This is a genomic window from Streptomyces sp. NPDC049597 (genome assembly GCF_040675505.1).
In the GTDB taxonomy this organism is placed as follows: Bacteria; Actinomycetota; Actinomycetes; order Streptomycetales; family Streptomycetaceae; genus Streptomyces.
On the sequence record NZ_JBFAOY010000004.1, the window covers coordinates 189,492 to 203,707 of the forward strand.

A 14,216-nucleotide genomic window follows, 5' to 3' on the forward strand; every position below is an offset into this window, starting at 1 on the left:
TCACGACCCCGCGTTGACGTTGGACAGGACGACGGCGGCGACGGCCAGGACGACGGAGCCCGCGAGCAGCGCTCCGAGGTAGGTCTGCACGTTGCCGGTCTGGGCGCGGCGCACGGCGCTGCCCAGCAGGCGGGCGCCGGTGCCCGATCCGCTGACGTAGGTGTCGACGACCTCGCGGTCGAGGAAGCGGACGAGCTGCGCGGCGGCGCGTACCGGGCGGACGAACAGCGCGGAGTAGACGGCGTCGACGTGGAATCCCGCGGCGGCGTGGCGGTGGAGCGGGCCGAGCAGCAGACGGGCGGGGTCTGCCGGGTCGGCAGCCGTCGCGATCGATCCATAGGCCGGGGTGTGGGCCGCGATCGCCTCGGCCTCGGAAACGGCCGGTTCGGCGCCGGGGTGAGCGGCCACGGCGCCGATGGGGGGACGTGCGGCGGCCGCCGTGGCGTGCCGCCACGCCCCGTAGGTGACCAGTCCGCCGACCAGAGCGACGCCGGTGCCGAGGACGGCGGTGGTGAGGGTGGGGGTGAGGGCGTGGCCGTCGAACCAGCCGGGCAGCCGGTCGAAGGTCAGGCCGAAGGCGAGTGACGGCACGGCGAGGAACCAGAGCACCGTGGTCATGGCGACCGGCTCCCGGCCGTGGTCGGGTGCCTCGGCACCGCGGCCGCGGAAGGCGAGCAGCCACAGCCGCATGGCGTAGGCGGCGGTGAGGACGGCGGTCAGCAGACCGGCGACCAGCACGGTCCAGCCGGCGCCGGTGGGGGCGACGGCGGAATCGCCGAGCGCGGTGTGCTCGGCGGCGACCAGGACGGCTTCCTTGGAGAAGAAGCCGGCGAAGGGAGGGATCGCGGCGAGCGCGAGCAGTGCGACGGTCATCGTCCAGTAGGCGTCGGGCACGCGCTTGGCCAGGCCGCTCATCCGGGACATGGCGGCGAGCGAGTTCGTGCCGGCGGCATGGATGATCACGCCGGCGGCGAGGAAGAGCAGCGCCTTGAACGCACCGTGGGACAGGAGGTGGAAGACGGCGGCACCGCGGTCGCCGACGGCCAGCGCCCCCGACATGTAGCCGAGCTGGCCGATGGTCGAGTAGGCGAGGACACGCTTGATGTCGTCCTGGGCGAGCGCGGCGAGCGCCGAGCCGACCATCGTGATCGCCGCCATGACGGCGAGGACGGTCATGGCCGCGGCGGACGCGGCGAAGAGGGGAAGGAGGCGTGCCACGAAGTAGACACCGGCCGCGACCATCGTCGCGGCGTGGATGAGCGCGGAGACGGGCGTGGGGCCCGCCATCGCGTCGGGGAGCCAGGTGTGCAGCGGGAACTGCGCCGACTTGCCCGCCACGCCCGCGAGCAGCAGGAGTGCCACCAGGGTGGGGTGGTCGATGGTGCCGGCGGCGACGGCGCCGAGGATGCCGCTGATGCGGAAGGTGCCCGCGTCGGCGGCGAGCGCGAACAGACCGATCAGGAAGGGGACATCACCGAGCTTGGTGACCAGGAACGCCTTGAGGGAGGCGGCACGCGCCTCGGACGTCTCCCAGAAGTGGCCGACGAGGAAGTACGAGCAGATGCCCATGATCTCCCAGCCGACCAGCAGCACCATCAGGTCGCCGGAGTAGACGACGAGCAGCATGGCCGACGTGAACAGGGAGACGAGCGCCGCGTACGACGGGTAGCGCGGATCGTCGCGCAGATAGGCCGTCGAGTAGATCTGCACACAGGACGCGACGATCCCGACCAGGACGGCGACGAGCGCCGCGAAGCCGTCGATGTGCAGGGCCAGGTCGATGGGGACCGAGCCGGTGGGCGTGAGCTCGGTGGAGGCGGTGATGGTCCGTCCGCCGTCCTGGCGGGCCGCGACGAGGACGGCGAGAGCGGCGGCGGCGAGCGTGGGCAGGACGGCCAGGGGGCGGACGAATCCGGGGGCGGTGCGGCCGAGGAGGAGTCCGGCGGCGGCGCCGAGGAACGGAAGAAGGGGGACGAGAACGGCGAGGGTCGTCGTGGTCACGCGGTGGCCTCGGCCTTCTCCTCGCGGTCTGCGGGTGTGTCGCTGTCGTCGGGTGTGCCGCCGGCGTCGGGGCCGGTCGCCTCCGCCGTGTCACGGAGGCGGTCGACGTCCGAGCTGCCGCGGTTGCGGTAGACCATCAGCACGATCGCCAGGCCGATCCCGATCTCGGCGGCGGCGACGGCGATGACGAACAAGGTGAGTGCCTGACCGGCGTGAAGCGTGTCGCGCAGCCACACGTCGAAGGCGACGAGGTTCAGGTTGACCGCGTTGAGCATCAGCTCGACGGACATCAGAACCAGGATGGCGTTGCGGCGTGCGAGGACGCCGTACAGCCCGACGCTGAAGAGGAGGACGGCGAGCACGGCGGGATAGGCGAGATGCATCAGCTCTTCTCCTCTCGGGCCGTACGGTCGGCCGCACCGTCGCGGCCCGTGGGGACGGCCCCGTCCGGCGGGGTGGCACCGGTCTCGGCGGGCGGTTCCTGGTCACGGCGGGACAGCACGATCGCGCCGACGAGGGCGGCGAGCAGGAGGACGGAGAGCGCTTCGAACGGCAGGACCCAGTGCCGGAAGAGGATCTCGCCGGACACCTTGGTGGATCCCTGGACGGGTCCGTCGAGGTCGATCCAGGTGGTACGGAAGGCGTCCACGACGACCCACACCAGGGCCGCCCCGGCGGCGGCGGCCACCGGGAGGGCCACCCACCGGTTGCCCGAATCGGCATCCGGGGAGCGGCCGATGGGGGCCTTGGTGAGCATCAGCCCGAAGAGAAGGAGGACGACCACGGACCCGACGTAGATCAGGACCTGCACCCACGCGATGAACTCGGCGGTGAGCAGGAGGTACTCGACGGCGAGGCCGCCGAGCGTCACCACCAGCCAGAGCGCGGCATGCACCAGCTGCCTGGTGGTGACGGTGACGAGCGCCGCGCCGAGCGTGGCGAGGCCGACGAGAAGGAAGGCGATCTCGACACCGGTCGGCGAGAGGAAGCCCTGGGGCGCGGCGGCGGCGAGCGTCATGCGGGGCCTCCCTGTCCCGGCTCGGCGCCGGGTCCGGTGCCCGATTCGGCGCCCGGTTCGGTGCCGGGACCGGCGCCGGGTTCGGTGCCGGCGTGGGCCTGGGCCGCTGCCGCCTCCTCGGCGGCCGCGAGCTTCTCGGCGGCCTTGCGGGCAGCCGCGATCTCCTTCGGCTCCTCGGCACCCGGGTCGAGTGCGGGCGGCGCGGGCACCGTCCACATCCACTCGCGGAGCTTGTCGCGCTCATGGGTGAGGTCGTGGATGTCGGTCTCGGCGTACTCGAACTCGGGCGACCAGAACAGCGCGTCGAAAGGACACACCTCGATGCAGATACCGCAGTACATGCAGAGCGAGAAGTCGATGGCGAACCGGTCGAGGACGTTCCGGCTGCGCTCACGGCCTCCGGGGGCGGCCGCGGGGACCGTCTCCTTGTGGGAGTCGATGTAGATGCACCAGTCGGGGCACTCACGGGCGCAGAGCATGCAGACCGTGCAGTTCTCCTCGAACAGGCCGATCACGCCACGGCTGCGCGGCGGGAGTTCGGGCAGGACGTCCGGGTACTGCGCGGTGACGTGCTTCTTCGTCATCGTCCGCAGGGTGACGGCAAGGCCCTTGGCGAGGCCGCTGCCGGGGATCGGGGGCATTACTGGATCACCACCTTGACGATGCCGGTGAGGGCGATCTGGGCGAGAGCGAGGGGGACGAGGGCCGTCCAGGCGAGCTTCTGCAGCTGGTCCTCGCGCAGCCGCGGATAGCTCACACGCAGCCAGATGACGAGGAACGCCAGCAGTGCGGTCTTGAGGAGGGTCCACACCCAGCCGAGCCCGTCTGCACCGAACGGACCGTGCCAGCCGCCGAGGAAGAGGACGGTGGTCAGGCCGCACAGGACGACGATGCCCGCGTATTCGGCGAGCAGGAACAGGGCGAAACGGAGGCCGGTGTACTCGGTGTACGCACCGAAGATGATCTCGGAGTCGGCGACCGGCATGTCGAAGGGAGGACGCTGCAGTTCGGCGAGACCGGCGACGAAGAAGACGACGGCGCCCACGATCTGCCAGGGCAGCCACCACCACTCGAAAGCGTTCAGGATGCCGGGCAGCGAGACGGTGCCGGCCGCCATGGCGACGGACGCGGCGGTGAGCAGCATCGGCAGTTCGTACGCCAGCAGCTGAGCGGCGGTACGCAGGCCGCCGAGGAGGGAGAACTTGTTGGCCGACGCCCAGCCCGCCATGAGCGACCCGAGCACGCCGACGCCCATGACGGCGAGAACGAAGAAGACGCCGGCGTCGACGATCTGGCCGACCGCGCTCTCGCTGGGACCGATGGGGATCGCGATCAGGACCAGGAGGTAGGGCAGCAGGGCGACGGCGGGCGCGAGTTGGAAGATGCGGCGGTCGGCGTCCGCCGGGACCACGTCCTCCTTCTGCGCGAACTTCACGCCGTCCGCCACGAGCTGGGCCCAGCCGTGGAAGCCGCCGGCGTACATGGGGCCGAGGCGTCCCTGCATGTGGGCCATGACCTTGTGCTCGGTCTGCCCGATGATCAGCGGGAGGACCATGAACACGGCGAAGACGACGATGAGCCGGAAGGCGACGTCGAGGGCGTCGTTCACGCGGGGTCGCCTCCGGCGGGTCGGTTCGGCTCGTCGGCCTCGGGTTCGGGTGCAGGTTCCGGTTCGGGCTCGGCGCGCGGCGCGGGCTCGGGCTCGGCGCGCGGCGCGGGCTCGGCGCGCGGCGCGGGCTCGGGCGTCGCCGTGGGGGCTTCTCCTGGCGGCCGCGCCCCCTCGGGGGCCGTGCCGGGCGCGCTCGCCGGCGGTTGCTGATCGTCGAAGGCTGGGCGGGCGTGGTGCCAGGGGGCGTCGGAACTGCGGGTGCGCGGGGTGGCCGGGGTCTCCGCCGGTTCCTGGGCGCCGCCGTCCGGCCGGCGCGGACCGGCCGAGTCCCCGGCGGCGCTGCGGGAGCGCCGCTCAGGACGGGCCTCGCCCGCATCCCCCGCAGCCGCGGCAGCCTGGGACACCGAGCCCTCACTCGCACTGCGCGTACGCCGAGCCGGACGAGCCTCCCCCGCATCCCCCGCAGCCGCGGCAGCCTGGGACACCGAGCCCTCACTCGCACTGCGCGTACGCCGAGCCGGACGAGCCTCCCCCGCATCCTCCGGAGCGGCGGCGGCCTGCGACGCCGAGCCCTCGCCCGCCGTGCGGGTGCGGCGCGGCGGGCGGTCGGCCGCCGCGCCGGCGACGGCCGCACGCGGGGTGCGGGCCGGCCGGGCCGGTGCGGGTGGGAGCTGGCCCTTCAGCGGGCCCCACTCGTTCGGGTCGGGGACACCGGGCGGCAGCATCTGGCGTCGCTTGGGCCCGCCGTGCTCGGACTCCCCCGGCTCCTTGGCACCCGGCCATGCCTTGGCCACCCGGGCGGCAAGGACGAAGTCCTTGCGCAGCGGGTGCCCTTCGAAGCCCTCGGGAAGGAGCAGGGGGTCGAGATGCGGATGCCCGGTGAAGTCGACGCCGAACATCTCGTGCGTCTCGCGCTCGTGCCAGCTCGCTCCCGCGTAGACGTCGACGGCGGTCGGCAGCGACGGGGCGCTGTGCGGGACGGTGGTGCGGACGAGCAGCCGGCGGACCGCGCGGCCCTCCAGGGAGACGACGTGCGCGCACACGCGGAAGCCGACGCCCGGTTCGTCGACCGCGCTCAGCCAGTCGAAATAGGTGCAGCCCAGCCTGTCGCGGGCGGTCTCCAGCGCCGCGATCCAGGTGCCGGCGGGGACGTCGACGGTGAGAAGGTCGTAGGCGCGCTCGGCGGTGGCCTCTTCGCCGAAGATCTCGGTGACGGCGTCCGGGAGGCTGTCGTACGGGTTCACCTTCACCGCTCGCCCTCCGATCCGGCGTCGGAGGCCGCGCCGGCGGCCGGGGGCGGGCTCACGAGACCGCTGCGCAGCGCCGCGGTGGACGGGCGGGCTCCCCCGCCGTGCCCGTAGCGCTCGCCGAGCGACTCGCGGGCGATCTTCTCCTGCAGCTTGAGGATGCCCTGGAGCAGCGCCTCCGGACGCGGCGGGCAGCCGGGCACGTAAACGTCGACGGGGATGATCTGGTCGACGCCCTTGGTGACGGAGTACGAGTCCCAGTAGGGGCCCCCGCAGTTGGAGCAGGCGCCGAAGGAGATGACGTACTTGGGCTCGGGCATCTGCTCGTACAGACGCTTCACGGCAGGGGCCATCTTGTCCGTCACCGTGCCGGAGACGATCATGAGGTCGGCCTGGCGCGGACCCGGCGCGAAGGGGATCACGCCGAGGCGGATGAAGTCGTGCCGGGCCATGGAGGCCGCGATGAACTCGATGGCGCAGCAGGCGAGCCCGAAGTTGAAGACCCACAGGCTGTAGCGGCGGCCCCAGTTGAGGACGACCTTCATCGGCTCGGGGGCGAGGCGCGCCAGCGCGCCGAGCCGCCGGGGCTCGGGAAGGTCCACGGGAGTCACGCCCATGTCAGGACGCCCTTCTTGTACGCGTAGAGCAGTCCCACGGCCAGGAAGCCGAGGAAGATGAACATTTCGACGAGCGTCGTCGCGCCGTAGCCCCCGGCGGCGAAGACGGTCGCCCACGGGAAGAGGAAGATCGAGTCGACGGCGAAGATCACGTACAGGAAGGCGTAGACGTAGTACCGGACCTGGGTGTGGGCCCAGCCCTCGCCGACGGGGTCGACACCGCACTCGTAGGTGAGCAGCTTCTCCGGGGTCGGCACCACCGGCCGCAGCAGCCGCCCGGCGCCGAAGGCCACGGCGACGAACAGCACGCCGATCACCGCGAGCAGTCCGACGACCGAGTAGCTCTGGAAGTAGTCCGCCGCGGTGACGACCACGGTCGTTTCCGGCACGTCCGCCCTCGCTCCCTGACCTCGTTGACCTCGTCGGGGCCGTGTTCGACGGCGTTCGACGTCGTTGGTCCCTACGCACCGGAGTCTAGGCCCTGCTAAAGGGAGCGTAAGCAGTCGCGTCGGGGTTCAGGTGGGGTTGTCCCCACCCGACCCCACCCAGGAACCCCATGGCGTCCGCAGTTCCCGCCCGGCAGGCTGGCCCTCATGACCGCGAGCAACCCCACTCCGGACAACGGAGGACCGCCGCCCGTGCGCTTCGCTTTCCACCGCCGCACCTGGAAGGAGGTCGCGCACCTGCTGGGGGATTTCCCCGCCTCGCTGCTCTCCTTCGTCTACGTCGCGGTCACCGTGGTCGTCGGCGTGGGCCTGTCGGTCACCGTGATCGGCCTGCCCCTGCTGGCCCTCGCTCTCGCGGGAGCCCGCAGGATCGGGCGGGCGGAACGGGCCAGGGCCCGCGCGCTGCTCGGCGTGGAGGTCGACGAGCCCAGCCCGCTCGGCCGTCCCCGGGGCGGCGGCCTGGTCCCCTGGGTCTGGTCGCGGCTGAAGGACCCGGTGGCCTGGCGGACGGTGCTGTACTCGTTCGTCCGGCTGCCGTGGGGCGTGCTGACGTTCACCGTCACGCTGGTGGGGCTGATCGTGCTCTGGCCGGTGCTGCCGTTCCTGACGCACGCCATGGCGGGCGCGGACCGTGCGATGGTGCGCGGCCTGCTGTCGCCGTCGGACGAACTGGAGCGGCGCATCGCGGAGTTGGAGTCCGACCGGGGCGTCGTCGTCGACACGGCCGCGGCCGACCTGCGCCGTATCGAACGCGATCTCCACGACGGCGCCCAGGCGCGGCTGGTCGCCCTCGCGATGGGGCTCGGCCTCGCCAAGGAGAAGCTCCTGGACGATCCCGCCGCCGCGGCGGCGATGGTCGACGAGGCGCACGGCGAGGTGAAGCTCGCACTCCAGGAGCTGCGCGACCTCGCCCGCGGCATCCACCCCGCCGTGCTCACCGACCGCGGCCTGGACGCCGCCCTGTCCGCGATCGCGTCCCGCTGCACGGCCCCGGTGACGGTGACGGTGGATCTGACCGAACGGCCGGCGGAGGCGATCGAGGGCATCGCGTACTTCACGGTCTCGGAGCTCCTGCAGAACGTGAGCAAGCACGCGCAGGCGACCCGTGCCTCGGTGGACGTGTGGCGGGTGGACGAGCGGCTGCTCATCCAGGTCGTGGACGACGGCAGGGGTGGGGCGCGGCTGGACGCCGGGACCGGGATGGCGGGCCTGGCCGAGCGGCTCGACGCGGTGGACGGCCTCTTCGCGCTGCACTCGCCGGCGGGCGGACCGACCACGGTCACGGCCGAGCTGCCCTGGCGCGCGCGGACGGAGCACGGCGGGCGCTGAGCCACCGGGCCCGCGGCTGCTCCAGGCGACCGGCGCCGAGAAACCGGGGCCGCGGCCGGCTCCAGGCGGGCGCTGCGAAAACGGGCCGCGGTCGGCTCCAGCCGCTGAGGCCCAGAGCCGGAGCCAGGTCCAGGCACTGAGGACCAGAGCCAGGGCCGGCTCCCGGGCGGCCGGCGCTGAGGAGCAGAGCCGGAGCCGGAGTCCGGTCCGCCGCGCTGGGAACCGGGACCGCCGGCCTTGAGGAAGACGCGGGTCGCCCGCCGCAGGAGGGCGGTGACTCCGGGCCGCCGGCCGGCTCCCGTGGTGGGGGAAACCCCCCGCGCGAACGGATACCGCCCTCATGGTGCACGTCCCGCCCCGCCAGCAGGCTTGTGGACATGACAGCCAGCAGCGCAGAACGAGACCTCTTCGCGGAACGGACCACGCCGACGGCCATGGATGACCGATACGCCGCAGTGCCCAGGGCCCGCACGCACTTCCTGCCTCCCGTACTGCGTGCGCCGCTCGAGGGCAGGACCTGGCGCGAGTTCGGATGGATCCTGCTCAGCCTGCCCCTGAGCGTGCTCCTCTTCGCCCTCGCCGTCTCCCTGACCGCCGCGAGCGCCGGACTGCTCGTCACGTTCCTCGGTGTGCCGCTGCTCGCGGTGTCGTTCGCCGTGCTGCGCGGGTTCGGCGCGGTGGAGCGGGTCCGCGCCAGGGCCCTGCTGGGCGTGGACGTCGCCGCGCCCGGGCCGGTCCGCGTCCGGAGGAGCGGCGCCGCCGGCTGGATCGGGGGCGTCGTCAAGAGCGGGGCCTCCTGGCGGCACCTGCTGTACGCGGTCCTCCACTTCCCGTGGGCCGTCTTCGGCTTCTGCCTCGCGGTGCCCCTGTGGACGACGGGCTGGGCGCTGCTCCTCTACCCGCTGTGGCAGTCGGTCTTCCCCGTGTACGCGGGCGTCGACGGGCTGCAGCTCTACGGCGACGGAACTCACGAGTTCTCCCTCGACTCCCCCTTCGAGGTCGCCGTCACCAGCCTCGTCGGCCTGCTGCTCACCCTGGCCACGCCCTGGGTCGTCCGCGCGCTGACCGGCGTCGACCGGCTGATGGTGGCCGGGCTGCTCGGCCCCTCCCGGCTGGCGAGCCGCGTCGTCGAGCTGGAGTCGGACCGGGGCGCGGTCGTCGACACGGCCGCGGCCGACCTGCGCCGTATCGAACGCGATCTCCACGACGGCGCCCAGGCGCGGCTGGTCGCCCTGGCCATGGACCTCGGGCTCGCCAAGGAGAAGCTGTCGGAGGACCCGCACGCGGCGGCCCGCATGGTCGACGAGGCGCACGGCGAGGTCAAGGTGGCGCTGCGGGAGCTGCGCGACCTCGCCCGCGGCATCCACCCCGCCGTGCTCACCGACCGCGGCCTGGACGCCGCACTGTCCGCCGTCGCCTCGCGCTGCGCGGTGCCGGTGACGCTCGATGTCGACCTGGACCGCAGGCCGGCGGCGGCGATCGAGGGCATCGCGTACTTCACGGTCTCGGAGCTCCTGCGGAACGTGAGCAGGCACGCCCGGGCGACCCGCGCCTCGGTCGACGTCTGGCGCTCGCAGGACCGGCTGATGCTCCAGGTCACGGACGACGGCAGAGGCGGCGCGGACCAGGCGGCGGGCAGCGGTCTGGCCGGGCTCGCGGAACGGCTGGGCGCGGTGGACGGCGTCCTCGCCGTCGATTCCCCGGAGGGCGGCCCGACCACCGTCACGGCCGAGCTGCCCTGGCGCGGCTGATCCCCGCGCCCTGGCCCACCGGTCCGGACCCCGCCCCTGCGACCGCCGGGAAACCCGGCCACGCCGCACGGGCCGTCGGCGCCCTCGTCACTCCTCAACCCCTTCGCTCCCCGCTGCGTCCCCCCGGGCGGCGGCCCGGACGGGCGGCCCCGGTCCTGCGCGTGCGGCCGTACCTCCGCGGGGCCCCGGCAATACATCAGCCTGGACCCGATTTCGAGACGAAGCTGGAATGCTGGGCGGCGCAGGCCCGGAAGGTTCATCGCACAGGGGGGACGCAAGGCTGTGGAGGACAGGGTGCGGGTGGTCATCGCCGAGGATTCGGTCCTGCTGCGGGAGGGGCTGACCCGGCTGCTGACCGACCGCGGGCACGACGTCGTGGCGGGCGTCGGCGACGCGCAGGCGTTGATCAAGACCGTTGCCGAGCTGGCGGACCAGGACGCGCTGCCGGACGTCGTGGTCGCCGACGTGCGGATGCCGCCCACCCATACGGACGAGGGCGTCCGGGCCGCGGTGCAGCTGCGCCGCGAGCACCCCGCGGTCGGCGTGCTGGTCCTGTCCCAGTACGTGGAGGAGCAGTACGCGACCGAACTGCTCGCGGGCAGCACCCGCGGCGTGGGCTATCTGCTGAAGGACCGGGTAGCCGAGGTACGAGAGTTCGTGGACGCCGTCGTGCGCGTGGCCCGCGGCGGCACCGCCCTGGATCCGGAGGTGGTGGCGCAACTGCTCGGCCGGAGCCGCAAGCAGGACGTCCTCGCCGGGCTCACCCCCCGGGAACGGGAGGTCCTCGGTCTGATGGCCGAGGGCCGGACGAACTCGGCGATCGCCAAGCAGCTCGTCGTGAGCGACGGCGCGGTGGAGAAGCACGTGAGCAACATCTTCCTCAAGCTCGGTCTTGCCCCCAGCGTGGGCGACCACCGGCGCGTGCTGGCCGTGCTGACGTACCTGAATTCCTGATCTTCCGCCCGCCGCATCCGGCGGCGGCGCCGACACCCGGGACCCAGGACCGACGAATGACGAGGGGAAGAGGTACGGGAGAGGATCCTGGGACGGATGAAGCGTGACAAAGCAGGGCGACACGACGTCTCATAGGGGCGTCCGACATATGAGCGGTCCAGGGAAGGCGACCCTTACCGTCGTAGGGTTGCCAGTGGGACGGTCGGTTGGCCGGCCGCCCCGAGGAACCGCCTCGAGGGAGGTCCAGTTCAGTGACCAGCCAGGTCAGTAGGCCGGCCGAGCAGGCCGACGAGGCCAACGGTGGCCGTGAGGCCGTCGTCGGCGAGCAGCGCAGGCACGTGGGCGACAAGGAGATCCGCCGACTGGACCGGGTGATCATCCGCTTCGCGGGTGACTCCGGTGACGGCATGCAGCTGACGGGTGACAGGTTCACCTCCGAGACGGCGTCGTTCGGCAACGACCTGTCCACGCTGCCGAACTTCCCCGCCGAGATCCGGGCCCCCGCCGGCACCCTGCCGGGTGTCTCCAGCTTCCAGCTGCACTTCGCCGACCACGACATCCTCACACCCGGCGACGCGCCGAACGTGCTGGTCGCGATGAATCCGGCGGCGCTCAAGGCCAACATCGGCGACGTGCCGCGCGGCGGCGAGATCATCGTCAACACGGACGAGTTCGCCAAGCGGGCGATGGCCAAGGTCGGCTACGACGTCTCTCCGCTGGAGGACGGCTCGCTGGACGCGTACCACGTCCACCCCGTGCCGCTGACGACGCTGACGATCGAGGCGCTCAAGGACCTCGGCCTCTCCCGCAAGGAGGCCGAGCGCAGCAAGAACATGTTCGCTCTGGGGCTGCTCAGCTGGATGTACCACCGGCCGACCGAGGGCACGGAGTCCTTCCTGCGGACGAAGTTCGCGAAGAAGCCGGCCATCGCCGAGGCGAACATCGCCGCCTTCCGCGCCGGCTGGAACTTCGGCGAGACGACCGAGGACTTCGCGGTCTCCTACGAGGTCGCCCCGGCCACCAGCGCCTTCCCCACGGGCACGTACCGCAACATCTCCGGCAACCTGGCCCTGTCCTACGGGCTGATCGCCGCCAGCAAGCAGGCCGATCTCCCGCTGTACCTGGGCTCGTACCCGATCACCCCCGCCTCGGACATCCTGCACGAGCTGTCCAAGCACAAGAACTTCGGCGTGCGCACCTTCCAGGCCGAGGACGAGATCGCCGGGATCGGCGCTGCGCTGGGCGCGGCGTTCGGCGGTTCTCTGGCGGTGACCACCACCTCCGGTCCGGGTGTGGCGCTGAAGTCGGAGACGATCGGGCTCGCCGTGTCGCTGGAGCTGCCGCTGCTGGTGGTGGACATCCAGCGCGGCGGCCCCTCCACCGGTCTGCCGACCAAGACCGAGCAGGCCGACCTGCTGCAGGCCATGTACGGGCGCAACGGCGAGGCACCGGTGCCGGTCGTCGCCCCCCGCACCCCGGCCGACTGTTTCGACGCGGCCATCGAGGCGGCCCGGATCGCGCTGACGTACCGGACCCCGGTCTTCCTGCTGTCCGACGGGTACCTCGCCAACGGCTCCGAGCCCTGGCGCATCCCGGACCTCGACGACCTGCCCGACCTGCGCGTCCAGTTCGCCACCGGGCCGAACCACACGCTGGACGACGGCACCGAGGTGTTCTGGCCCTACAAGCGCGACCCGCAGACGCTGGCCCGCCCCTGGGCGCTGCCCGGCACGCCCGGCCTGGAGCACCGCATCGGCGGCATCGAGAAGCAGGACGGCAGCGGCAACATCTCGTACGACCCGGCCAACCACGACTTCATGGTCCGCACCCGTCAGGCCAAGATCGACGGAATCCAGGTGCCCGACGTCGAGGTCGACGACCCGGACGGCGCCCGGACCCTGGTGCTCGGATGGGGCTCGACGTACGGCCCGATCACGGCCGCCGTACGGCGCCTGCGGGCCGCGGGCCTGCCCATCGCGCAGGTCCATCTGCGCCACCTCAACCCCTTCCCGGGGAATCTCGGGGACGTCCTCGGGCGTTACCGCAAGGTAGTGGTACCGGAGATGAACCTCGGCCAGCTCACCGCCCTGATCCGGGCGAAGTACCTGGTCGACGCGCAGAGCCACACCCAGGTGAACGGGATGCCGTTCAAGGCGGAGCAGCTCGCAGAAGCTCTCAAGGAGGCCATCAATGACTGAGGCGCTCTCGCTGGTGCCCAAGGCCGAGGCCAAGCAGTCCATGAAGGACTTCAAGTCCGATCAGGAAGTGCGCTGGTGCCCCGGTTGCGGTGACTACGCGATCCTCGCCGCCGTGCAGGGCTTCATGCCCGAGCTCGGCCTGGCGAAGGAGAACATCGTGTTCGTCTCCGGCATCGGCTGCTCCTCGCGCTTCCCGTACTACATGAACACCTACGGGATGCACTCCATCCACGGCCGCGCCCCCGCCATCGCGACCGGCCTCGCCTCCTCCCGCCGCGACCTGTCCGTCTGGGTCGTCACCGGGGACGGCGACGCGCTGTCCATCGGCGGCAACCACCTGATCCACGCCCTGCGCCGCAATGTGAACCTCAAGATCCTGCTGTTCAACAACCGGATCTACGGCCTCACCAAGGGCCAGTACAGCCCGACGTCCGAGCTCGGCAAGATCACCAAGTCGACGCCGATGGGGTCGCTGGACGCCCCGTTCAACCCGGTCTCCCTGGCTCTGGGGGCCGAGGCGTCGTTCGTCGCGCGCTCCGTCGACTCCGACCGCAAGCACCTCACCGAGGTGCTGCGGCAGGCCGCCGACCACCAGGGCACCGCGCTCGTCGAGATCTACCAGAACTGCAACATCTTCAACGACGGCGCCTTCGAGATCCTCAAGGACAAGGAGCAGGCGGATGACGCCGTGATCCGGCTGGAACACGGCAAGCCGATCCGGTTCGGCCCCGAGCTCTCCAAGGGCGTGGTCCGCGACGAGCGGACCGGTGACCTCACGGTGGTGCAGGTGACGGCGGAGAACGAGTCCAGGGTCCTCGTCCACGACGCGCACAACCCCAGTCCGACCACGGCCTTCGCGCTGTCCCGGCTCGCGGACAACGACACGCTGCACCACACGCCCATCGGCGTGCTGCGCAGCGTGGAGCGGCCGGTCTACGACACGCTCATGGCCGACCAGCTCGAAACGGCCGTGGAGCAGAACGGCAAGGGCGATCTCGCGGCGCTCCTCGCCGGCAACGACACCTGGACGGTCGTCGGCTGAGGCC

General features: G+C 72.0%; 13 protein-coding genes. 5 read left to right on the top strand and 8 right to left on the bottom strand.

Translation table 11 applies throughout. From position 1 onward, the window contains the following. From AB0K02_RS07640 to AB0K02_RS07675, 8 genes are read right to left on the bottom strand one after another with little or no spacing between them, the layout of a single operon-like run. Entirely contained in the window at window positions 1-2,001 is a 2,001-nt protein-coding gene (locus AB0K02_RS07640) for an NADH-quinone oxidoreductase subunit L (protein WP_365991409.1), read from the bottom strand. Continuing rightward, complete coding sequence (gene nuoK, locus AB0K02_RS07645) at window positions 1,998-2,384, bottom strand: NADH-quinone oxidoreductase subunit NuoK (protein WP_365991410.1); 387 nt, start codon at window positions 2,382-2,384, stop codon at window positions 1,998-2,000. The genes AB0K02_RS07640 and nuoK overlap by 4 nt, the downstream gene beginning before the upstream one ends. Beyond that, window positions 2,384-3,019: an NADH-quinone oxidoreductase subunit J gene (locus AB0K02_RS07650; RefSeq protein WP_365991411.1), complete on the bottom strand. Its 636-nt coding sequence runs from the start codon at window positions 3,017-3,019 to the stop codon at window positions 2,384-2,386. The genes nuoK and AB0K02_RS07650 overlap by 1 nt, the downstream gene beginning before the upstream one ends. After that, on the bottom strand, window positions 3,016-3,660 hold the full coding sequence (locus AB0K02_RS07655; protein WP_365991412.1) for an NADH-quinone oxidoreductase subunit I: 645 nt from the start codon (window positions 3,658-3,660) through the stop codon (window positions 3,016-3,018). The genes AB0K02_RS07650 and AB0K02_RS07655 overlap by 4 nt, the downstream gene beginning before the upstream one ends. Then, complete coding sequence (locus AB0K02_RS07660) at window positions 3,660-4,628, bottom strand: complex I subunit 1 family protein (protein ID WP_365991413.1); 969 nt, start codon at window positions 4,626-4,628, stop codon at window positions 3,660-3,662. Before AB0K02_RS07660 ends, AB0K02_RS07655 begins: the two co-directional genes overlap by 1 nt. Beyond that, complete coding sequence (locus tag AB0K02_RS07665; protein WP_365991511.1) at window positions 4,625-5,872, bottom strand: NADH-quinone oxidoreductase subunit C; 1,248 nt, start codon at window positions 5,870-5,872, stop codon at window positions 4,625-4,627. Before AB0K02_RS07665 ends, AB0K02_RS07660 begins: the two co-directional genes overlap by 4 nt. Before the next feature lie 2 nt (window positions 5,873-5,874). After that, window positions 5,875-6,492, bottom strand: coding sequence for an NADH-quinone oxidoreductase subunit B family protein (locus AB0K02_RS07670; protein WP_365991414.1), 618 nt, complete (start codon window positions 6,490-6,492; stop codon window positions 5,875-5,877). Beyond that, a complete protein-coding gene (locus AB0K02_RS07675) occupies window positions 6,483-6,881 on the bottom strand; it encodes an NADH-quinone oxidoreductase subunit A (protein WP_177148552.1) in 399 nt (132 codons plus the stop codon). The genes AB0K02_RS07670 and AB0K02_RS07675 overlap by 10 nt, the downstream gene beginning before the upstream one ends. A 204-nt stretch (window positions 6,882-7,085) precedes the next feature. Between AB0K02_RS07675 and AB0K02_RS07680 the strand changes: the two genes are divergently transcribed. The 5 genes from AB0K02_RS07680 (at window position 7,086) to AB0K02_RS07700 (ending at window position 14,212) form a co-directional block, all read left to right on the top strand. Further along, window positions 7,086-8,267 carry a sensor domain-containing protein gene (locus tag AB0K02_RS07680; RefSeq protein WP_365991415.1) on the top strand — a complete coding sequence of 394 codons (1,182 nt, stop codon included), beginning with the start codon at window positions 7,086-7,088 and terminating at the stop codon, window positions 8,265-8,267. 434 nt (window positions 8,268-8,701) lie between these two features. After that, window positions 8,702-10,018, top strand: coding sequence for a sensor domain-containing protein (locus tag AB0K02_RS07685; protein WP_365991512.1), 1,317 nt, complete (start codon window positions 8,702-8,704; stop codon window positions 10,016-10,018). 294 nt (window positions 10,019-10,312) lie between these two features. After that, the gene (locus tag AB0K02_RS07690; protein ID WP_365991513.1) at window positions 10,313-10,972 is read left to right on the top strand and encodes a response regulator transcription factor; all 660 of its coding nucleotides are present in this window, start codon (window positions 10,313-10,315) and stop codon (window positions 10,970-10,972) included. Between the two features lie 251 nt (window positions 10,973-11,223). Further along, complete coding sequence (locus AB0K02_RS07695) at window positions 11,224-13,170, top strand: 2-oxoacid:acceptor oxidoreductase subunit alpha (protein ID WP_365991416.1); 1,947 nt, start codon at window positions 11,224-11,226, stop codon at window positions 13,168-13,170. Further along, entirely contained in the window at window positions 13,163-14,212 is a 1,050-nt protein-coding gene (locus tag AB0K02_RS07700) for a 2-oxoacid:ferredoxin oxidoreductase subunit beta (protein WP_365991417.1), read from the top strand. Before AB0K02_RS07695 ends, AB0K02_RS07700 begins: the two co-directional genes overlap by 8 nt. Window positions 14,213-14,216: the final 4 nt, after the last annotated feature.